The following is a 19,728-nucleotide window of genomic DNA, read 5'->3' as shown; positions in this document are numbered from 1 at the left end:
TGACGGTCATGACCGAGCCGGAGACGAACGCGCCCGAGACGCTGATACGCGTCGCCGTCCACGGCGACGACGCCGGGCTCGGCGTCCTGGACCGGGTCACCTGGTCCACGCTCCACGCGGTGGTGCCCGCGCCGGTCCCGCCGTACGGCCCCTTCTTCGACGAGCGGCACCTCCCCGAGGACTACCTGGTGGCGGTGCGCGGGGGCGCGCTCGTCGGCTACGTCCGGGTCGCGCAGCCCATCCCGCTCGCTTCCCACGCGCACGTGCTCCAGATCCAGGGCCTGGTGGTCGCCGAGTCCGCCCGGGGCGAGGGCGTCGCCCGGGGGCTGCTGCGGGCCGCCATGGACCGGGCGCGGGAGCGGGGCGCCACCCGCCTCACCCTGCGGGTCCTCGGCCACAACGCCCCGGCCCGCGCGCTCTACGCCTCCGAGGGCTTCGCGGTGGAGGGCGTCCTGCCGGGGGAGTTCCTGATCGACGGGCGGTACGTGGACGACGTGTGCATGGGGCGGTCGCTGGTGGGCTGAGAGGGCCCGGCCCTCCGAGAGGATCCCGCCCTTCTGGTGGAGCCCTGCTCTTCCGGGAGAGCGCCGCCCCTTCTGGTAGCGCCCTGCCCTTCCGGGAGGGCCCCGCGCCTCCGAGAAGGCCCGTCACCTCCTCGACATCCCGATCCCGCCCGTCAGCTCGCGCAGGCAGTGGACCGCCAGGGCCGCCGGGGAGCCCTCGCCGCGCACCGGCGGCTCGCCCTCCGGCTCCGCCCAGCCCTCCAGGGCGATCCGGATCGCGTCCGTGGCCGCCGCCGCCACGAGCCGTACCTCCAGCGGGTCGGCGCCCGGCCCCGCGAGCCCGGCGAGGACCTCGCGCAGCCGTTCCTCGGACTCCTGGTTGACCCGGTACCAGACGGCCCGCAGGGCGGGGTCCCCGGCGGCCGCGCGCAGCAGGCCCCGGGTCCTGCGCAGCTCCTCCTCGGCCTCCGCGTCCGCCGGGGTCAGCGACGCGGTGACGGACCGCTCCAGGGCTTCGGCCAGGGGCGTGCCCGGCGCGGTGGCGGCCAGGTCGGCGCGCCAGCGGTCGGCGCCGCCCGCGAGGAGCGGGGCGACGGCGTCCTGCTTGGAGCGGAAGTAGCGGTAGAAGGTGCGCAGCGCGACCCCGGCCCGCAGGGCGACGTCCTCGGCCGTGGTGTCGTCCGGGCCGCGCTCGGTGAACAGCTCGACGGCCGCGCGGGCGATGTCGAGCTGCGTGGCGGCCTTGCGGCGCTCCGTCAGGGAGGGGGCCCGGGAGGGCGTCTTGTCGCTCACCCACCCAGCGTACGCCCGTGACTGCCAAGCGTGCGCGTCGTGCAGAGATGGCAAAACGTGCCACATGGGCGTACCGTGACAGTGCTCCACCCGTGAGGCTCGTGAAGCCCCCAAAGCTTCTAAAGCCCCTAAAGCCCGTGAAGACCGTCATCGAGAGGCCGCCCCCCATGAACCACCTCACCCGTTACGAAGGACGCCGCGCGCTCGTCACCGGCGGCGGCTCCGGCATCGGCCAGGCCACCGTCCTGCGCGTGCTCGCCGAGGGCGGCCGGGTCGTCGCCGCCGACATCAGCGAGGACGGCCTCAAGGACACCGCCGACAAGGCCGGCGACGCCGCCGTCCGCCTCACCACCGTCCTCCTGGACGTCGCCGACGAGGCCTCCGTACGGGCTGGCGTCGCCGCCGCCGTCGAGGCGCTCGGCGGCCTGGACGTCCTGGTCAACGCCGCCGGGATCCTGCGCTCCTCGCACACCCACGAGACCACCCTCGACGCCTTCGAGCAGGTGATCCGGACCAACCTCACCGGCACCTTCCTGGTGATACGCGAGGCGATCCCGGCCCTCCTGGAGGGCGACGGCCCGGCCGTCGTGAACTTCTCCTCCACCTCGGCGGCGTTCGCCCACCCGTACATGTCCGCCTACGCGGCCAGCAAGGGCGGCATCCAGTCCATGACCCACGCGCTCGCCGCCGAGTACGCCGGGCGGGGCATCCGCTTCACCGCCGTCCAGCCGGGCTCCATCTCCTCCGGCATGACCGACGGCACCGGCGCCAGCCGCCGTTCCGTCGGCCCCGGCCTCCCCGCCGACGCCGACATGGCGCTCTTCGTGAAGCTCGCCCCCGCGCTCGGACAGGGCTTCGCCGGTCCCGAGACCGTCGCGGGCGTCGTCGCGATGCTGGCGAGCGAGGACGGCGGGTTCATCACCGGCACCGAGGTCCGCGTCGACGGCGGCACCCACTTCTGAGCCCGCCCGGAGCCGGTCCCGTAAGCCATGTCCGGAGCCGGCCCCGGAGCCGGCCCCGGCCGGATCCGGCCCGCCCCGGTCACCCCGTGCCGAAGCGCTCCCACAGCCGGGGGAAGCGGACCGCCAGGTCCTCGTCGTCCGCCAGGTCGAGCGGGGTCCCGAGCGGCTCGCCCCCCGGCATCGGAATGCCCAGGTCCGGCGTCTCGGCGCCGGTCAGCGCCTCGTACGCCTCGTCCGCCGCGAAACCGATCTCCTCGCCGTCCCCGTCGATCTCCACGTCGAAGTCGTCGAGCAGCTCCGCGAGCGCGTCCGGGTCGTGCACGGCCCCCTCGTACACCTCCCGGCCCTGGCCGATCAGCCAGCAGCGGAAGGAGTCGAAGACCTCCTCGCCCGCCCCGTCGAACAGCACGGCCGCCGCGCCCCACAGGTCCCAGAGGTACGCGCGGTTGTAGCGGGCCTCGAAGTGGCGCGCGTAGTCGAGCACCGAGTCGGGGTCCAGCCGGGTCAGCCTCTCCACCAGCAGGTCCGCCTGCTCCTCGGCGTCGCCCTCGGCGTCCTCCCGGGCGGCGTCGATGATCTTCCAGAACTCGGTCTCGTCCATCACGGGACCAGCATCCTGCCCCGGCGGGGACGACGCACCCGGAAAGCCGGAAATGAATTCGGACGGAATCCGGACAGAAGATGTCCGGCTTTCCTGCCAGGGTGAGGTCCATGAGCACCGAGACAACCGACAGCAAGCCCCTGCGCGGACGGATCTGCCTGGTCGCCGGGGCCACCCGGGGTGCCGGACGGGCCATCGCCGTCCAGCTCGGCACCGCCGGAGCCACCGTCTACGTCACCGGGCGCACCACCCGCGAGAAGGTCAGCGAGGTCGGCCGGACCACCGAGACCATCGAGGAGACCGCCGAACTGGTGACGGCCGCCGGCGGCGAGGGCGTCGCCGTCCCCACCGACCACCTGGAGCCCGAACAGGTGCGCGCCCTGATCGACCGGATCGACCGCGAGCGGGGCCGCCTCGACGTCCTCGTCAACGACATCTGGGGCGGCGAACACCTGGTCGTCGCCGGCTTCGGGAAGAAGATCTGGGAGGTGGACCTCGCCGACGGCCTGCGCATGCTGGAGCTGGGCGTGAAGAGCCACCTGATCACCAGCGCGGCCGCCGCTCCGCTGCTCACCCGGAACCCCGGCGGCCTCCTCGTCGAGGTCACCGACGGCACCCAGGAGTACAACGCCACCCGCTACCGCGAGAACGTCTACTACGACCTCGCCAAGAACGCCCCGATCCGGATGGCCTTCGGCCTCGCCCGCGAACTGGAGCCGTCCGGCGGCACGGCCGTCGCGCTCACCCCCGGCTGGCTCCGCTCGGAGCAGATGCTGGACCACTTCGGCGTGACCGAGGAGAACTGGCGCGACGCCGCCGAGAAGCTTCCCGACTTCGCCGTCGCCGAGTCCCCGGTCTACGTCGGCCGCGCGGTCGCGGCCCTCGCCGCCGACCCCGACCGGGCCCGCTGGAACGGCCGCTCCCTCTCCAGCGGACAGCTCGCGAAGGAGTACGGCTTCACGGACGCGGACGGCTCGCGGCCGGACGCGTGGGGCTTCATCGTCGCCAAGGAGACGGACGAGAACGCGTCGGTGGACGACTACCGATAGAACCCGCCGGGTTCTGTCGGTACAGCCCCCAGGTACCGGTGGGTCCTATCTCTACGGCCTCCCCAGGCACCGGCGGGCCCTGTCCGTACGGCCTTCCCAGGCGCCGATGGGCCTCACCCGTACAGCCGCCCCAGGCCCCGCGCCGCCTCCGCGAACCGCTCCCGGAGCGCGGCCGGGGCCGTCACCTCGGCCTCCGGGCCCAGGCCCAGGAGCTGCGCGAAGGCGACCTCCTCGCTCTCCACGCGCAGGGTCGCCCGGAGGCGGCCGTCGGCCTCCGCCGTGGCCGCCGCGAGCGCCTCCTCGGCCGCCGCCCGGTCCGTCACGTACGGCAGCCGCCGCGCCCCCTCCTCCGTGAGGAGCAGCACGGCCTCGGACCGGAGCAGGGAACGGGTGAACTCCAGGGAGCGGACGGACCAGAACGCGGGCAGGTCGAAGTCCGGGTCCCGCTCGAAGCGCTCCCCGCCCACCGCCACCGCCGTGAACCGGTCCACCCGGTACGTACGGAACGAACCGTCCGTCCACGCGCACGCGTACCAGACGCCCGCCTTCAGGACGAGCCCGTACGGCCGCAGCTCCCGCTCCACCTCCGTGCCGTCCCCGCGCCGGTAGCGCACCCGGGCGCACCGGTCGTCCCAGACCGCCTCCGCGAGCGCGGGCAGCAGTTCCGGGGTCACCGGCTCCTGGTACCAGCCGGGCGCGTCCAGGTGGAAGCGCTGGGCCGCCGTGCGGGGCGCGTCCCGCAGCGAGGGGAGCAGCGCCGCCGACACCTTCAGCCGGGCCGCCGAGGCCGCGTCCTCCAGGCCCATGTCCCGCAGCGCGCCCGGCAGTCCGGACAGGAACAGCGCCTCCGCCTCGCCCCGGGCGAGCCCGGTGAGCCGCGTGCGGTAGCCGTCGACGAGCCGGTACCCGCCGGCCCTGCCCCGGTCCGCGTACACCGGCACCCCCGCCTCCGAGAGGGCGAGGGCGTCCCGGGCGACCGTCCGCTCCGACACCTCCAGTTCGGCGGCGAGTTCGGCCGCCGTCATCGACGGGCGGGACTGGAGCAGCAGGACCAACTTGATGAGGCGGGCGGCGCGCATGACTCCATCATGCGTGCCGCCCGCCCCGTCCGGACCGGAGGACCCTTACAGGCCGTAGCGCTCGCGCGCCTCCTTCACGGCCGACGCCTGCACCTCGCCGCGCCGCGCGAGCTGCGCGAGCGCCGCGACGACGATCGACTGCGCGTCGACGCCGAAGTGGCGGCGGGCCGCGTCTCGGGTGTCCGAGAGGCCGAAGCCGTCGGCGCCCAGCGAGGACCAGTCCTGCTCGACCCACTGCGCGATCTGGTCCGGGACCTGGCGCATGTAGTCGGAGACCGCGAGCACCGGGCCCTCGGCGCCCGCCAGGGCCTCGCGGACGTACGGCACCCGCTCCTCGCCGCGCAGCAGCGCCGCGTCCGCCTCCAGGGCGTCGCGCCGCAGCTCCGTCCAGGAGGTCGCGGACCACACGTCGGCGGCCACGCCCCACTCGGCGGCGAGCAGCTTCTGCGCCTCCAGGGCCCAGTGGATGGCCGTGCCGGAGGAGAGGAGCTGGATGCGGGAGGGGTTCGCGGGCAGGTCGACCCCGGCGGACTCGGCCGTGTTGAAGCGGTACAGGCCCTTGACGATGCCCTCGTCGATCCCGGCCGGCTTGGCGGGCTGCGGCATCGGCTCGTTGTAGACCGTGAGGTAGTAGAAGACGTCCTGGTCCTCGCCCTCGGCGGCCTCGCCGTACATCCGGCGCAGACCCTCCTTGACGATGGCCGCGACCTCGTAGGCGAACGCCGGGTCGTACGTCAGGGCCGCCGGGTTGGTGGCCGCGATCACCGGCGAGTGGCCGTCGGCGTGCTGGAGGCCCTCACCGGTCAGGGTGGTTCGGCCGGCGGTCGCGCCGACGAGGAAGCCGCGGCCGAGCTGGTCGCCGAGCTGCCACATCTGGTCGGCGGTGCGCTGCCAGCCGAACATCGAGTAGAAGATGTAGAACGGGATCATCGCCTCGCCGTGCGTGGAGTACGCGGTGGAAGCGGCGATGAAGTCGGCCATCGAACCGGCCTCGGTGATCCCCTCGTTGAGGATCTGGCCGTTCTTGGCCTCCTTGTAGTACATCAGCTGGTCGCGGTCGACCGGCTCGTACGTCTGGCCCTTCGGCGAGTAGATGCCGAGCGACGGGAAGAGGCTCTCCATGCCGAAGGTGCGGGCCTCGTCCGGGACGATCGGGACCCAGCGCCTGCCGGTCTCCTTGTCGCGGATCAGGTCCTTCACCAGGCGGACGAACGCCATCGTCGTGGCCATCGACTGCTTGCCGGAGCCCTTGTCGAAGACGCTGAACGCCTTCTCGGCCGGGGCCGGCAGCGGGGCCAGCGGGTGCACGCGGCGGGCCGGGGCCGGGCCGCCGAGGGCCGCGCGGCGCTCCTGGAGGTAGCGGACCTCGGGGGAGTCGGCGCCGGGGTGGCCGTAGGGCACCTGGCCGTCGACGAACTGCGCGTCCGAGATGGGCAGTCCGAGCAGGTCCCGCATGTTCTTGAACTCGTCCGTGGAGAGCTTCTTCATCTGGTGGTTCGCGTTCTTCGACGCGAAGCCCTCACCGAGGGTGAAGCCCTTGACGGTCTGCGCGAGGATGACCGTCGGCGCGCCCTTGAACTCCAGGGCGGCCTTGTACGCGGCGTACACCTTGCGCGGCTCGTGGCCGCCGCGGGAGAGGTGGAAGCACTCCAGGATCTTGTCGTCGCTCAGCAGCTTCGCCATCTCGGCGAGCGCCGGCTCCTTGCCGAAGAAGTCCTGGCGGATGTAGGCGGCGTCGCGGGTCTGGTACGTCTGGACCTGCGCGTCCGGCACCTCGCGGAGGCGGCGGACCAGGGCGCCGGTGGTGTCGAGCGCGAACAGCTCGTCCCAGGCGTTGCCCCACAGCGACTTCACGACGTTCCAGCCGGCGCCGCGGAACTGGGCCTCCAGCTCCTGCACGATCTTGAAGTTGGCGCGGACCGGGCCGTCGAGGCGCTGCAGGTTGCAGTTGATGACGAAGGTCAGGTTGTCCAGGCCCTCGCGGGCCGCGAGCGCGAGGGCCGCGGTCGACTCGGGCTCGTCCATCTCGCCGTCGCCGAGGAACGCCCACACGTGGGAGGCGGAGACGTCCTTGATGGCGCGGTTGGTCAGGTAGCGGTTGAAGCGCGCCTGGTAGATCGCGGAGAGCGGGCCCAGACCCATGGAGACGGTCGGGAACTCCCACAGCCAGGGGAGGCGGCGCGGGTGGGGGTAGGAGGGCAGGCCGTTGCCGCCGGACTCCTGCCGGAAGTTGTCGAGGTGCGCCTCGTTCAGGCGTCCGTCGAGGAAGGCGCGGGCGTAGATGCCGGGGGAGGCGTGGCCCTGGATGTAGAGCTGGTCGCCGGAGCCGGGGGCGTCCTGCGACTCCTTGCCCTTGAAGAAGTGGTTGAAGCCCGTCTCGTACAGCCAGGCCGCGGAGGCGAAGGTGGCGATGTGGCCGCCGACGCCGTACTTGGAGCCGCGGGAGACCATCGCGGCCGCGTTCCAGCGGTTCCACGCGGTGATCTTCCGCTCCATCTCCTCGTCGCCGCCGAACTCGGTGACCGACGGCTCGGCGGAGGTGGGGATGGTGTTGACGTAGTCCGTCTCCAGGAGCTTGGGGAGGGCGAGGCCCGCGCCCTCGGCGTGCTGGAGCGTGCGGCGCATCAGGTAGGCGGCCCGGTGCGGGCCGGCGGCCTTGGTGACGGCGTCCAGGGAGGCCGCCCACTCGGCGGTCTCCTCGGTGTCACGGTCCGGGAGCTGGTCGAGCTCGCTCGGAATCTTGCCTACGGGATCGGTCATGATCGCCGCCTTCCGGACAGGTGGGGGTGAAGATGGGGCCTTGTCTGGCAGGACAGGGCGGAGGGCCGGGTGTGGCCCGCCGAAGACTGTAAACCGGCGATCGATGATCGATCAAAGGGTTGAAGGCGAAAACCTCTTCAGATCGAGAAAGTCGGCACAGGGTGCCGCGAAAAAGGGCACCCGGTGCCTTGTTTTCGCAGGTGGGGGCGGCTTTCTGAGGGGGTGCGCGCACGGATGAGCGGGCCGCCGGGATGCGGACGGACGGCTGTCCGGGCGACCGGACAAGCGGGGGCGCGGGCAGCGGGGCGAACGGGCGTGCGGACGCGCGGGCGGGCAGGCCTGCGGACGTGTGAACGACCGGGCGTGCGGGGTCGTGTGGGCGAGCAGGTCTGCGGACGCGCGTACGGGCACGGGAAAAGCGGGCCCGGAAGGGACCCGCTCAGGAGGAGGGCGGCGGCGTCAGGCGCGTGGCGCGCAGCCCAGGACGTGCGCCTTCACCAGCGCGCCGATGTTCGGGTCGCCCCGCCGGAAGGCCTCCACCAGCTCCTGGTGCTCCTCCGCGTACGACTTCTGGACCGTGCCCAGCCAGCGGATCGAGAGGGCCGTGAAGACCTCGATGCCGAGCGTCTCCCAGGTGTGCAGCAGCACGGCGTTCCCGGCCGCCTTCACCAGCTCCCGGTGGAAGGCCACCGTGTGCCGCACCTGCGCCGTCCCGTCCGAGGCCGCGTCCGCCTCGTACAGGGCCGCCACGTGCGGCTCCAGGGCCGAGCAGTCCGCCGAGAGCCGTCCGGCCGCCAGCTCGGCCGCGATCTGCTCCAGACCGGCCCGTACGGGGTAACTCTCCTCCAGGTCGGCCGCGGTGAGGTTGCGGACCCGGACGCCCTTGTTGGGCGCCGACTCGATCAGCCGCAGCGACTCCAGCTCGCGCAGCGCCTCGCGGACCGGGGTCTGGCTGACCTCCAGCTCGGTCGCGATCCGGCGCTCCACGATCCGCTCGCCCGGCTTCCAGCGGCCGCTGACGATCCCCTCCACGATGTGCTCGCGGATCTGTTCGCGCAGCGAGTGGACGACGGGGACGGTCATGAAGGGCTCCTCGGGGAGTGTTGACCCTTAGACAATACGGCGGCGCCCCCGTCCGGAAACACTTCCGGACGGGGGCGCCGCAGGTGAGGCTCGTTACGTTGCGGCCGGGCCGGAGCCCGCCCGCACGCGACTACAGGCCGAGGTCGACCTCGAACTCGCCGGCCTCCAGGATCGCCTTGACGGCCGTCAGGTAGCGGGCGGCGTCGGCGCCGTCCACCAGACGGTGGTCGTAGGACAGCGCGACGTACGTCATGTCGCGGATCGCGATCGTCTCGCCCAGGTCCGGGTGGTCGATCACGACGGGACGGCGCACGGTGGCGCCGATGCCCAGGATGGCGACCTGGTTCGGGGGCACGATGATCGTGTCGAACAGCGCGCCGCGCGAACCGGTGTTGGAGATGGTGAAGGTCGCGCCGGCCAGGTCGTCCGGCGTGATCTTGCTGGCGCGCACGGCGCCGGCCAGCTCCGCGGTCTTCTTCGAGATGCCGGCGATGTTGAGGTCGCCCGCGCTCTTGATGACCGGGGTCATCAGACCCTTCTCGGAGTCCACCGCGATACCGATGTTCTCGGTGTCGAAGTAGGTGATCGTGCCCTCGTCCTCGTTGATCCGGGCGTTGATGACCGGGTGGGCCTTCAGCGCCTGGGCTGCCGCCTTCACGAAGAACGGCATCGGGGAGAGCTTGACGCCCTCACGGGCGGCGAAGGCGTCCTTGGCGCGGGCGCGCAGCTTCATCAGCTTGGTGATGTCGACCTCGACGACCGAGGTCAGCTGGGCCTGGCCGTGCAGCGCCTTCATCATGTTGTCGCCGATGACCTTGCGCATGCGGGTCATCTTGACGGTCTGACCGCGCAGCGGGGAGGTCTCCGGAGCCGGAGCCTTCGGGGCGGACGCGGCCGGGGCGGCGGCCGGAGCCGGAGCCTTCTTGGCCTCGGCCGCCGCGAGGACGTCCTGCTTGCGGATGCGGCCGCCGACGCCGGAGCCCTTGACGGACGCCAGGTCGACACCGTTCTCGGTGGCGAGCTTGCGGACCAGCGGGGTCACGTACGCGCCGTCCTCGGCAGGAGCCGGGGCGGACGGGACGGGGGTGACCACGGCCGGGGCGATCGACGGGGCGGCCTGGGCCGGAGCGGCCGGAGCCGGGGCCTGGGCGGCCGGAGCCGGAGCCGGGGCGGCGGGAGCGGCCGGGGCGGCCGGCGCGGGAGCCGGGGCCGGGGCGGCCGGAGCCGCGGGGGCCTCCTCCTGCTTCGGGGCCGGGGCCGGAGCGGCCTCGGGGGCCGGGGCCTCCTGGGCCGGGGCGGCGGCCGGAGCCGAGCCCGCGGCGCCGATGACGGCCAGCTTGGCGCCGACCTCGGCGGTCTCGTCCTCGTTGACGACGATCTCCAGGAGGACACCGGAGGCCGGGGCCGGGATCTCGGTGTCGACCTTGTCCGTGGAGACCTCGAGCAGCGGCTCGTCGGCCTCGACGGTCTCGCCGACCGACTTCAGCCAGCGGGTGACGGTGCCCTCGGTGACGGACTCGCCCAGGGCGGGCAGCACGACGTCGGTGCCCTCGGCGGAACCGCCGCCGGAGGTGGCCTCGGCCGTCGGGGCCGGGGCGGGCTGCTCGGTCTCGGTGGACGGCTCGGCCTGCGGGGCCTCCGGAGCCGGGGCCTCCTGCGCCGGAGCGGACTCGGCGGCCGGGGCCTCGGCCGCGGCGGAGTCGCCGGAGCCGTCGTCGATGATGGCCAGCTCGGCGCCGACCTCGACCGTCTCGTCCTCGGCGACCTTGATGGAGGCCAGGATGCCCGAGGCGGGGGCGGGGATCTCGGTGTCGACCTTGTCGGTCGAGACCTCGAGCAGCGGCTCGTCGGCCTCGACGCGCTCGCCCTCGGCCTTGAGCCAGCGGGTGACGGTGCCCTCGGTGACGCTCTCGCCGAGCGCCGGCAGGGTTACGGAAACCGACATGGTTTCAGTTGCTCCTAACGAATTGCGGAAAGTGGTCGTCGCGCCCTGGGATGACGTGAGCGTCAGTCGTGGGAGTGCAGCGGCTTGCCGGCCAGGGCCAGGTGGGCCTCGCCGAGCGCCTCGTTCTGCGTCGGGTGGGCGTGGATGAGCTGCGCGACCTCGGCCGGCAGCGCCTCCCAGTTGTAGATCAGCTGCGCTTCGCCGACCTGCTCGCCCATGCGGTCACCGACCATGTGGACGCCGACCACGGCACCGTCCTTGACCTGGACGAGCTTGATCTCGCCCGCGGTCTTCAGGATCTTGCTCTTGCCGTTGCCCGCGAGGTTGTACTTCAGGGCCACGACCTTGTCCGCGCCGTACACCTCCTTGGCCTTCGCCTCGGTGATGCCGACGGAGGCGACCTCGGGGTGGCAGTACGTCACCCGCGGCACGCCGTCGTAGTCGATCGGGACGGTCTTCAGACCGGCCAGGCGCTCGGCGACGAGGATGCCCTCGGCGAAGCCGACGTGCGCGAGCTGGAGGGTCGGGACGAGGTCGCCCACCGCCGAGATCGTCTCCACGTTGGTGCGCATGTACTCGTCGACCAGGACGTAGCCGCGGTCCGTCGCGACGCCCTGCTCCTCGTAGCCGAGGCCGGCGGAGACCGGGCCGCGGCCGATGGCGACCAGGAGGACCTCGGCCTCGAAGGTCTTGCCGTCGGCCAGGGTGACCTTGACGCCGTTGTCGGTGTACTCGGCGGACTGGAAGAAGGTGCCGAGGTTGAACTTGATGCCGCGCTTGCGGAACGCGCGCTCAAGAAGCTTCGAGCTGTTCTCGTCCTCGACCGGCACCAGGTGCTTCATGCCCTCGATGACGGTGACGTCGGTGCCGAAGGACTTCCACGCCGAGGCGAACTCGACGCCGATGACGCCGCCGCCCAGGATGATCGCGGACTCCGGGACCCGGTCCAGGGTCAGCGCGTGGTCCGAGGTGATGATCCGGTTGCCGTCGATCTCCAGACCGGGCAGCGACTTCGGCACGGAACCCGTGGCGAGCAGGACGTGGCGCCCCTGGACGCGGCGGCCGTCCACGTCGACGGAGGTCGGGGAGGAGAGGTGACCCGTGCCCTCGATGTAGGTCACCTTGCGGGAGGCGACGAGACCCTGCAGACCCTTGTAGAGGCCCGCGATCACGTCGTCCTTGTACTTGTGCACGCCCTTGATGTCGATGCCCTCGAAGGAGGCCTTGACACCGAACTGCTCCGCCTCGCGCGCCTGGTCGGCGACCTCGCCGGCGTGGAGCAGGGCCTTCGTCGGGATGCAGCCGTTGTGCAGGCAGGTGCCGCCGAGCTTGTTCTTCTCGATCAGTGCGACGTCCAGGCCCAGCTGCGCTCCGCGCAGCGCCGCGGCGTAACCGCCGCTACCGCCGCCGAGGATCACTAGGTCGAAAACGGTGCTGGCGTCGTTCGCCACGTCACGTCCTCCATGCATGTGCGCTCGTCGCCGGTCGTCCATGACCGGGCGGCGGCTGGTATTCGGCCGCTATATTTTCGGCCCTGTGATGGGGGCCCTGTCCTGCCGAGAACCCATCTTCGCACTTGTTGACGGATGGCGGGACGCGGGGCCGCCCTCCGAGACGGCCGATCGACCGTACGGAGGGTTCCGGACGGTGTGCGAGCCTGCGGATTCCGTCGCGGTTACGTCGGGAGCGAACGGGGACGGCCCCGGGCACGCAGCCCGGGGCCGTCCCCGTCGCACGGGTCACACGGTGCTCAGAGCTCGCCCTCGGCGGCCCGCTCGGCCAGGCGCACCAGGGTGCGGACCGAGGAGCCGGTGCCGCCCTTGGGGGTGTAGCCGTACGGGGCGCCCTCGTGGAAGGCCGGGCCCGCGATGTCCAGGTGGGCCCAGGTGATGCCCTCGCCCACGAACTCCTGGAGGAAGAGGCCGGCGACCAGGCCGCCGCCCATCCGCTCGCCCATGTTCGCGATGTCGGCGGTGGGGGAGTCCATGCCCTTGCGCAGGTCCGCCGGGAGCGGCATCGGCCAGGACGCCTCGCCGACCTCCTCCGCGACCTCGTGGATCGTGGAGCGGAACTCGTCGTCGTTGGCCATGATGCCGAAGGTGCGGCTGCCGAGCGCCATCATCATCGCGCCGGTCAGGGTCGCCACGTCGACGATCGCGTCCGGGTGCTCCTCGGAGGCGCGGGTCAGCGCGTCGGCCAGGACCAGGCGGCCCTCGGCGTCGGTGTTCAGGACCTCGACGGTCTTGCCGCTGTACATGCGCAGGACGTCACCCGGGCGGGTGGCGGAGCCGGACGGCATGTTCTCGGCGAGCGCCAGCCAGCCGGTGACGTTGGCCTCCAGGCCGAGGCGGGCCGCGGCGACGACGGTGGAGAACACGGCGGCGGCGCCGCTCATGTCGCACTTCATCGTCTCGTTGTGGCCGGCCGGCTTCAGGGAGATGCCGCCCGAGTCGTAGGTGATGCCCTTGCCGACCAGGGCGAGGGTCTTCTCCGCCTTCGGGTGGGTGTAGGCGACGCGGACCAGGCGCGGCGGGTTCTCCGAGCCGGCGCCGACGCCGAGGATGCCGCCGTAGCCGCCCTTGGCGAGCGCCTTCTCGTCGAGGACCTGGACCTTGAGGCCGTGCTCCTTGCCGGCGGTCTGCACCGCGGCGGCGAAGGCGGCCGGGGTCAGGTCGTTCGGCGGGGTGTTGATCAGGTCGCGGGCGCGGTTGATCTCCTCCGCGACGGCCTGGGCGCGCTCGGCGGCGGCCTTGTGGGCCTTGTCGCGCGGCTTGGCGCCGAGCAGGGCGACCTCGGCCAGCGGCCGCTTCGCGTCCTTGCCGACCTCCTGGTACGCGGTGAAGGCGTACGCGCCGAGCAGGGCGCCCTCCGCGACGGCGGAGACGGCGTCGGCGTCGGCGACCGGCAGGGCGAACGCGGCCTTCTTCGAGCCGAAGAGCGCGCGGGCGGCGGTGCCGGCGGCGCGGCGCAGGGTCTCCGTGCCGAACGCCTCGCCGTCCTCGGGCGCACCGCCCAGGCCGACGGCCAGGACGACGGGGGCCTTGAGACCGGCGGGGGCGGGCAGCTTCGTCGCCTCACCCTCGGCACCCGAGGCGCCCAGGGTCTCCAGGACGGCGGCGAGCCGGCCCTCGAAGGCCTTGTCGACGGCCTCGGCGCCCGGGGCGACGATCAGCTCCTTCCCGGACTTGGCGACGCCGACCACGAGGGCGTCGGCGCGCAGCGTCGCCGCGCCGGCAGTGCTGAGAGTGAGAGCAGTCACGGTGGTGAATTCTCGCTTCCATTGAGTTCTGTGGCGGTCGAGGGATGGGCCGACCGTGCCCGCCGCATCGTATTTCGGCCCGGAGAGCGCCGGGAACGAGCCTACGCTCGCTCACCCGGTTCGCTCACGGCGACGTTGATTCACTCATCCGTGGTGTCTCTTTCATGTTTACCGGCCAAAGTCGAAGAGCTCCATCCACACTCGCCTCAATCACGCAAGGGCGACACCCTCGCCTTCGCGCCATCTGCAACATCTTCACAGGCCCGCCCGGTCCCGTCCCGGCCCGGCGCGGTCCTGCAGAGGGGGGAAACCACCGATGGACTCCGGCCGAATCCGTACGCCCGGAAACGGGTCCCGCACCGCCCCGGACGACCGCGCCCCGTCCCGCACCGCGTCCCGGATAGCCCGCACGGCGGCCCTCGCCGCCGCAGCGCTCGTCGCCACCGTCGTGCCGTCCGCGCAGGCCGCCACCGCCCCGGCGGCGCCCCGCGTCGACCTCACCGTCCTCGTCGTCGACGACGGCGGCAGCGCGGTCGGGGCGATCACCGCCGAGCTGAAGGGCTCCGGCGTCCCGTACCGCAGGATCGACCTCAACGACCCGAACCGGCCGGTCCTGAACCAGGCCTTCCTCAGCGACACCGTCGACGGGCGGCCCCGCGCCAAGTACCAGGGCGTCGTCCTGCCCCACGAGACCGCCTTCGGCCCCGACTCCGCCGAGCAGACCGCGCTCCGGGCGTACGAGCGGACCTTCGGGATCCCGCAGGTCGACGCCTACACCTGGTCGCACCCGGGCGTCGGCCTCGACTACACCAGCGAGGGCGGCATGTCCGGCGTCCTCGACGGGATCACCACCTCCGTCACCGCCGCCGGCAAGGCGGGCCCCTTCGGTTACCTCGCCGGTTCCCTCACCTTCGAGGACAACGACCCGACGGTCTCCGAGAGCTACGGCTACGCGGGCCGCCCCCGCGCCGGCTACACCAGCTACCTCGACGTCCCCGTCGACGGCGGCGGCCGGGCCAGCCTCGTCGGCGAGTACGCCGCCGACGGGCGCCGCGAACTCGTCGTCACCTTCGCCTACAACCAGTACCAGCGGCAGTTCCGGGCCCTCGCCCGCGGCATCGTCGAATGGCTGACCCAGGGCGTCCACCTCGGCCAGAGCCGCAACTACCTCTCGGTCCACGTCGACGACGTCTTCGCCCCCGACGCCCGCTGGGACTCCGCGCGCGACTGCACCCCGGGCGACTTCGACTGCGTCGGCGACGACGGCGAGGGCGCGGACCCGATCCGCATGACCGCCGCGGACGCCCAGTACGCCGCCGCCTGGCAGAAGGCCTCCGGCCTCACCCTCGACATGGTCTACAACGGCGGCCAGGGCGAGCAGTGGAAGACCGAGCACGGCGGCTCCGACCCGCTCACCGACCGGCTCGTCGCCGACCGCGCCCAGTACCGGTGGATCAACCACACCTACACCCACCCCTTCCTCGGCTGCGTCCAGGACACCACCGTCGTGCCCTGGCGGTGCGCCGCGGACGCCAAGGGCAACACCCTCTGGGTGAGCCGCGCCGAACTGTCCGCGCAGATCCGCGACAACCACGACTGGGCCGTCCGCAAGGGCATCTCCGTCGACCGCTCCGAACTCGTCACCGGCGAGCACTCCGGCCTGAGGACCCTGCCCCAGCAGCCCGTCGACAACCCCCACCTCGCCGGCGCGCTCGCCGACAACGGCGTGAAGTGGATCGCGAGCGACAACTCCCGCGAGCCGCAGCAGCGCACGGTCGGCACCTCCTCCGGCGCCGCGAAGACCGTGCCCCGCCACCCCATGAACGTGTACTACAACGTGGGCACCGCCGCCGAGATGGCCGACGAGTACAACTGGGTCTACACCTCCCGCGCCGACGGCGGCAGCGGCATCTGCGAGTCCAACCCGGCCTCCACCTGCCTGCCCGCCCCGCTGCCCGTCGCCACCGGCTACGCCGACCACATCGTCCCGCAGGAGGCGCGCATCGCGCTCTCCCACGTCCTCGGCAACGACCCGCGCCCGCACTACGTGCACCAGTCCAACCTGGCCGAGGAGCGACTCCTCTACCCCGTCCTCGACCGCGTACTGGCCGACTACCGGGCCCTGTTCGCGCCCTCCGCGCCCCTGGTCAACCCGGCCCAGCGGGACGTCGGCACCGAACTGACCCGCCGCGCCGCCTGGGACCAGGCCCTCGCCGCCGGGAAGGTCACCGCCTACCGGATCGGCACCACCGTCACCGTCAAGGCGCCCTCCGGCGTCACCGCGCCCGTGACCGCCCCCGAGGGCACCCGCAAGAAGCTGCTCCTCGGCACCACCGCCTTCGGCACGGCCTACGCCGGCACCCGCTCCGCCTGGACCTCGCCCGAACTGCTCCAGAGCGCCGTCACCCTCACGATCCCGACCACCTGACCCAGCACGTTCCGGGGGGAACCGAACATGCCGAGCAGTGGCCGTCACGTCACCATGCTCACCGAAGGCACCTATCCGCACGTCCACGGCGGGGTCAGCACCTGGTGCGACCAGCTCGTCCGGGGCATGCCCGAGGTGGACTTCGACATCCTGGCCCTCACCGGCAGCGGACGGGAGCCCGTCACCTGGGACCTGCCGTCCAACGTCGTCCGGCACACCGCGTTCCCCCTCTGGGGCCACTCCCGGGGCCCGGCCGCGCCCGTCCGCGCGCGCCGGGCCCCGCGGGGGCGGGACCGCCGCCGCTTCCTCGACACCTACGAATGCCTCCTGCTCTCCCTGCTCGACCCGGGGACCGGCTACGACTTCGGCACCAGCCTGTACGAACTGGCGGCCCTCGCCCGGCAGGGACGGCTCACCGCCGCCCTCCGCTCCGAGGCCGCCCTGCGCTCCCTGATGTGGACGTGGGCCATGCCGCACCTGCCGACGCGCGCGGCCCGGCCCACCGTCCACGACGCCCTCACCGCCACCGACCTGCTCGAACACGCCCTGCGCCCGCTCGCCGCCCGGATATCCCCCGGTGGTGTGGCGCACGCCGTCTCCAGCGGCCTCGCCACCCTGCCGGCCCTCGCCGCGCAGCACTTCGAAGGGGTCCCCTTCCTGCTGACCGAACACGGCATCTACCTGCGCGAGCGGTACCTCGGCTACCGCACCGAGACGCAGCCCTGGCCCGTCAAGGCCCTGATGCTCGCCTTCTACCGCGAGCTCAACACCCTCGGCTACCGCAAGGCCGACCTCATCACCCCCTGCAACCAGTACAACCGGCGCTGGGAGGAGCGCGGCGGCGCCCCCGCCGACCGCATCCGCACCGTCTACAACGGTGTCGACCCGGCCCTCTTCCCCGAGGCCGGCCCCGAGCCCGCGATCCCCACCCTCAGCTGGTGCGGGCGCGTCGACCCCATCAAGGACCTGGAGACCCTGATCCGGGCGTACGCGATCTGCCGCGCCGAACTCCCCGCGCTGCGGCTGCGGTTGTTCGGCCCGGTGCCCGCCGGGAACGAGGACTACCGGACCCGCCTGGAGAAGCTCGCCGCCGAACTGGGCGTCACCGACGGCGTCACCTTCGAGGGCCGCGTCTCCGACGTGCCCTCGGCCTACGCGGCCGGCAGCGTGGTCGTGCTCTCCTCCATCAGCGAGGGCTTCCCCTTCTCCCTCATCGAGGCCATGTCCTGCGGCCGCGCGACCGTCTCCACGGACGTCGGAGGGGTGCGGGAGGCCGTCGGCGACACCGGGATCGTCGTCCCGCCCCGCGAACCGGCCGTCATGGCCGCCGCCCTCTCGGCGCTCCTGGGCGACGGCGCCCGCCGCGCCGAACTGGGCCGCCTGGCCCGGCAGCGGGTCGTCGACCGCTTCACCCTGAACCGCTCGGTGGACGGCTTCCGCCGCATCTACCGCGAACTGGCGGGCGAACGGCCACGCGCCCGCGTGGACCGCCCCGACCGCCCGGCCCCGAGGCCCCGGACGGCCGGCGCCCCCGCCGTCCGCCGCACCCCGGCGGCCCTCGTGGCGGGAGGCACCCCGGCATGAGCGGCTCCCTCTGGCTGAGACCCCCGAAGGAGGGGGACACCCTCCCGGCGATCCCGAGACCCCGCCGGGAGGAGACGCCGAAGACCCGGGACGCGGGGACGGCCCCGGACGCGGAGAAGACCCCGGACGAGGAGAGGGCCCCGCACGCGCCGAAGCCCCCGGACAGGGAGAGGGCCCTGCACGCGGAGAGGGCTCTGCACGCGGAGAGGGCCCCGGGCGCGGAGAAGGCCCCGGACCCGGGCCCCACCCCGGACCTTGGCCTCGCCCCCGACCCCCTCGACGAACTCGCCGAGCGGCTCGACGGGTTCGTCGCCGCCGCCGTGCACCCCGACGAGGTGGCCGCGCTCCTGGAGTCCGACGGCATGACCGACGACCACATCCGGCTCACCTACGGCCGCGCCGACTCCTTCGCCCTCGCCGAGGACCTCTACGCGCGCGTGGAGCGGCGCCACCCCGCACCGCAGGCGCCGCCCGCCGGGCCCCGGCTCGGGGGGCTCGCGGACTGCCTCCTGCGCGGGCTCGTCTTCGCGCTGCCCGGCCTCGCGTACGTCCTGGCCGCCCCGCTGCTCGCGGGGGAGCACGGCCGGTTCGGGCTACCCGGCGGAACGGTTCCGCTGCTCGCCGGGGCCGTCACCGGCTGGGTCTGGAACCAGGCCCTGTCCCACCGCGCGTACACCTGGCTCGGCCTCGGCGACCGGCCCGCCGCCGCCCGCGCCCTGCTCACCGGCGCGCCCCCGGGCGCCCTCGCCGGGACGGGCGTCGCCCTCGCCGTCGCCGCGCCCGGCGAGATCCCGGCCGCCGTCTTCGCCGCCGGACAGGCGCTCTACCTCGCCGCCGCGACCGCCCTCCTGGTCCTCGGCCGAGAACGGGCCCTGCTCGGCGCCCTGGTGCCGCTCGCCGGGGCCGTCCCCGCCTTCCGCTGGGACCTGCCCGACCCCCTGCGGACCGGCCTCCTCCTCGCCTCCCTCACCGCCACGACCGTCCTCGCCGCGCTCGTGCTCCGGCCGGGCCTGCGGCGGGCGGCGGCGGGACGCGGCGGACCCCCGCGCGCGGCCTCGCTCCCGTACGGGCTCTTCGGCCTCGGCAGCGGCCTGCTCGTCCTGCACGCGGGCGTCGGCCCCACCCCGGTGGGCGGCGCGGGAGCGGTCGTCGCGCTCACCCTCTCCATGGGGCCCGCCGAATGGCTGCTGCACCGCTTCCGGGGCGAGACCCTGACCCGGCTGCGGACCCTCACCACCGCCCGCGAGTTCCGGCGGGCGGCCACCGGCACCCTCGTCCTCTGCCTCGGGAGCTACCTCACCGTCCTCACCGCCCTCGCCCTCGCCGTGACCCTGCTCTGGCCGGGGGCGCCCCGGCCGGCCCTCCCGCACCTGCTCGCCCTGCTCCTCGTCGGGACCGCGCTCTGGCTCGGGCTGCTGCTCCAGGCCTTCGGCGCGGTGCTCGGCGCCGCCACCGTCTGCCTGCTCGCGGCGGCCGCGCAGACCGCGCTGCCCGCGGCGGGCCCGGCGGCGACCGGGGGAGCGGCGGCCGTGCTCGCCGTCCTCACCTGTGTTCTGCTGGTACGACCGACTGCCCATCGCGCTTAGGGGGTGTCTTGCCGATCATGCCGGGCTCGCGGCGTCCGGTGCCGCACCTAGCCGCGTTGTCGTCACCCGCCGACTCCCCCGCAGCCCTTCGGGCACG

At 73.3% G+C, this 19,728-nt stretch carries 14 protein-coding genes; 6 read left to right on the top strand and 8 right to left on the bottom strand.

Annotated features, from left to right (window positions below; translation table 11 throughout):
- Positions 1-8 precede the first annotated feature (8 nt).
- The gene (locus ACWGSR_RS19590; RefSeq protein WP_453567762.1) at positions 9-524 is read left to right on the top strand and encodes an N-acetyltransferase family protein; all 516 of its coding nucleotides are present in this window, start codon (positions 9-11) and stop codon (positions 522-524) included.
- Between the two features lie 123 nt (positions 525-647).
- Here ACWGSR_RS19590 and ACWGSR_RS19585 read toward each other — a convergent pair whose 3' ends face one another.
- The gene (locus tag ACWGSR_RS19585) at positions 648-1,295 is read right to left on the bottom strand and encodes a TetR family transcriptional regulator (RefSeq protein ID WP_376246269.1); all 648 of its coding nucleotides are present in this window, start codon (positions 1,293-1,295) and stop codon (positions 648-650) included.
- A gap of 167 nt (positions 1,296-1,462) precedes the next feature.
- Between ACWGSR_RS19585 and ACWGSR_RS19580 the strand changes: the two genes are divergently transcribed.
- Positions 1,463-2,257: an SDR family NAD(P)-dependent oxidoreductase gene (locus tag ACWGSR_RS19580; RefSeq protein ID WP_453567760.1), complete on the top strand. Its 795-nt coding sequence runs from the start codon at positions 1,463-1,465 to the stop codon at positions 2,255-2,257.
- A gap of 79 nt (positions 2,258-2,336) precedes the next feature.
- Here ACWGSR_RS19580 and ACWGSR_RS19575 read toward each other — a convergent pair whose 3' ends face one another.
- Positions 2,337-2,858 (bottom strand): DUF4240 domain-containing protein, encoded by a 522-nt coding sequence (locus ACWGSR_RS19575; RefSeq protein ID WP_376246281.1) that lies wholly within the window; start codon positions 2,856-2,858, stop codon positions 2,337-2,339.
- A gap of 110 nt (positions 2,859-2,968) precedes the next feature.
- Here ACWGSR_RS19575 and ACWGSR_RS19570 point away from each other — a divergent pair, with 110 nt between their 5' ends.
- Positions 2,969-3,907 carry an SDR family oxidoreductase gene (locus ACWGSR_RS19570; protein ID WP_453567757.1) on the top strand — a complete coding sequence of 313 codons (939 nt, stop codon included), beginning with the start codon at positions 2,969-2,971 and terminating at the stop codon, positions 3,905-3,907.
- 113 nt (positions 3,908-4,020) lie between these two features.
- On the opposite strand, the gene ACWGSR_RS19565 is transcribed toward ACWGSR_RS19570, so the two are convergent.
- From ACWGSR_RS19565 to ACWGSR_RS19540, 6 genes are all read right to left on the bottom strand, one after another.
- Entirely contained in the window at positions 4,021-4,986 is a 966-nt protein-coding gene (locus tag ACWGSR_RS19565; RefSeq protein ID WP_453567755.1) for a helix-turn-helix transcriptional regulator, read from the bottom strand.
- Positions 4,987-5,031: 45 nt separating this feature from the next.
- The gene (aceE, locus tag ACWGSR_RS19560; RefSeq protein ID WP_453567753.1) at positions 5,032-7,746 is read right to left on the bottom strand and encodes a pyruvate dehydrogenase (acetyl-transferring), homodimeric type; all 2,715 of its coding nucleotides are present in this window, start codon (positions 7,744-7,746) and stop codon (positions 5,032-5,034) included.
- A gap of 459 nt (positions 7,747-8,205) precedes the next feature.
- Positions 8,206-8,829: a GntR family transcriptional regulator gene (locus ACWGSR_RS19555; RefSeq protein ID WP_030205765.1), complete on the bottom strand. Its 624-nt coding sequence runs from the start codon at positions 8,827-8,829 to the stop codon at positions 8,206-8,208.
- A 130-nt stretch (positions 8,830-8,959) separates the two neighbouring features.
- Entirely contained in the window at positions 8,960-10,774 is a 1,815-nt protein-coding gene (sucB, locus tag ACWGSR_RS19550; protein ID WP_376242276.1) for a 2-oxoglutarate dehydrogenase, E2 component, dihydrolipoamide succinyltransferase, read from the bottom strand.
- Positions 10,775-10,836: 62 nt separating this feature from the next.
- Positions 10,837-12,225, bottom strand: coding sequence for a dihydrolipoyl dehydrogenase (lpdA, locus tag ACWGSR_RS19545; RefSeq protein WP_376242274.1), 1,389 nt, complete (start codon positions 12,223-12,225; stop codon positions 10,837-10,839).
- Positions 12,226-12,524: 299 nt separating this feature from the next.
- Positions 12,525-14,033: a leucyl aminopeptidase gene (locus ACWGSR_RS19540; RefSeq protein ID WP_376242272.1), complete on the bottom strand. Its 1,509-nt coding sequence runs from the start codon at positions 14,031-14,033 to the stop codon at positions 12,525-12,527.
- 316 nt (positions 14,034-14,349) lie between these two features.
- Between ACWGSR_RS19540 and ACWGSR_RS19535 the strand changes: the two genes are divergently transcribed.
- From ACWGSR_RS19535 to ACWGSR_RS19525, 3 genes are read left to right on the top strand one after another with little or no spacing between them, the layout of a single operon-like run.
- Positions 14,350-16,461, top strand: coding sequence for a hypothetical protein (locus ACWGSR_RS19535; protein ID WP_453567750.1), 2,112 nt, complete (start codon positions 14,350-14,352; stop codon positions 16,459-16,461).
- A 27-nt stretch (positions 16,462-16,488) separates the two neighbouring features.
- On the top strand, positions 16,489-18,045 hold the full coding sequence (gene pelF / locus ACWGSR_RS19530) for a GT4 family glycosyltransferase PelF (protein WP_453567748.1): 1,557 nt from the start codon (positions 16,489-16,491) through the stop codon (positions 18,043-18,045).
- On the top strand, positions 18,042-19,631 hold the full coding sequence (locus ACWGSR_RS19525; RefSeq protein WP_453567746.1) for a hypothetical protein: 1,590 nt from the start codon (positions 18,042-18,044) through the stop codon (positions 19,629-19,631). Before pelF ends, ACWGSR_RS19525 begins: the two co-directional genes overlap by 4 nt.
- Positions 19,632-19,728: the final 97 nt, after the last annotated feature.

Source organism: Streptomyces sp. NPDC055632 (assembly GCF_053618675.1).
Note: the sequence above shows the minus strand (reverse complement) of the source record. Positions and strands in the feature narration are given on the sequence as shown.

Coding starts and splice junctions, on each gene's coding strand:
- ACWGSR_RS19525 (WP_453567746.1), top strand. CDS start 18,042: ATGAGCGGCTCCCTCTGGCTGAGACCCCCGAAGGAGGGGGACACCCTC.
- ACWGSR_RS19555 (WP_030205765.1), bottom strand. CDS start 8,829: ATGACCGTCCCCGTCGTCCACTCGCTGCGCGAACAGATCCGCGAGCAC.
- pelF (WP_453567748.1), top strand. CDS start 16,489: ATGCCGAGCAGTGGCCGTCACGTCACCATGCTCACCGAAGGCACCTAT.
- ACWGSR_RS19570 (WP_453567757.1), top strand. CDS start 2,969: ATGAGCACCGAGACAACCGACAGCAAGCCCCTGCGCGGACGGATCTGC.
- ACWGSR_RS19575 (WP_376246281.1), bottom strand. CDS start 2,858: ATGGACGAGACCGAGTTCTGGAAGATCATCGACGCCGCCCGGGAGGAC.
- ACWGSR_RS19580 (WP_453567760.1), top strand. CDS start 1,463: ATGAACCACCTCACCCGTTACGAAGGACGCCGCGCGCTCGTCACCGGC.
- aceE (WP_453567753.1), bottom strand. CDS start 7,746: ATGACCGATCCCGTAGGCAAGATTCCGAGCGAGCTCGACCAGCTCCCG.
- sucB (WP_376242276.1), bottom strand. CDS start 10,774: ATGTCGGTTTCCGTAACCCTGCCGGCGCTCGGCGAGAGCGTCACCGAG.
- ACWGSR_RS19565 (WP_453567755.1), bottom strand. CDS start 4,986: ATGCGCGCCGCCCGCCTCATCAAGTTGGTCCTGCTGCTCCAGTCCCGC.
- ACWGSR_RS19590 (WP_453567762.1), top strand. CDS start 9: ATGACCGAGCCGGAGACGAACGCGCCCGAGACGCTGATACGCGTCGCC.
- ACWGSR_RS19535 (WP_453567750.1), top strand. CDS start 14,350: ATGGACTCCGGCCGAATCCGTACGCCCGGAAACGGGTCCCGCACCGCC.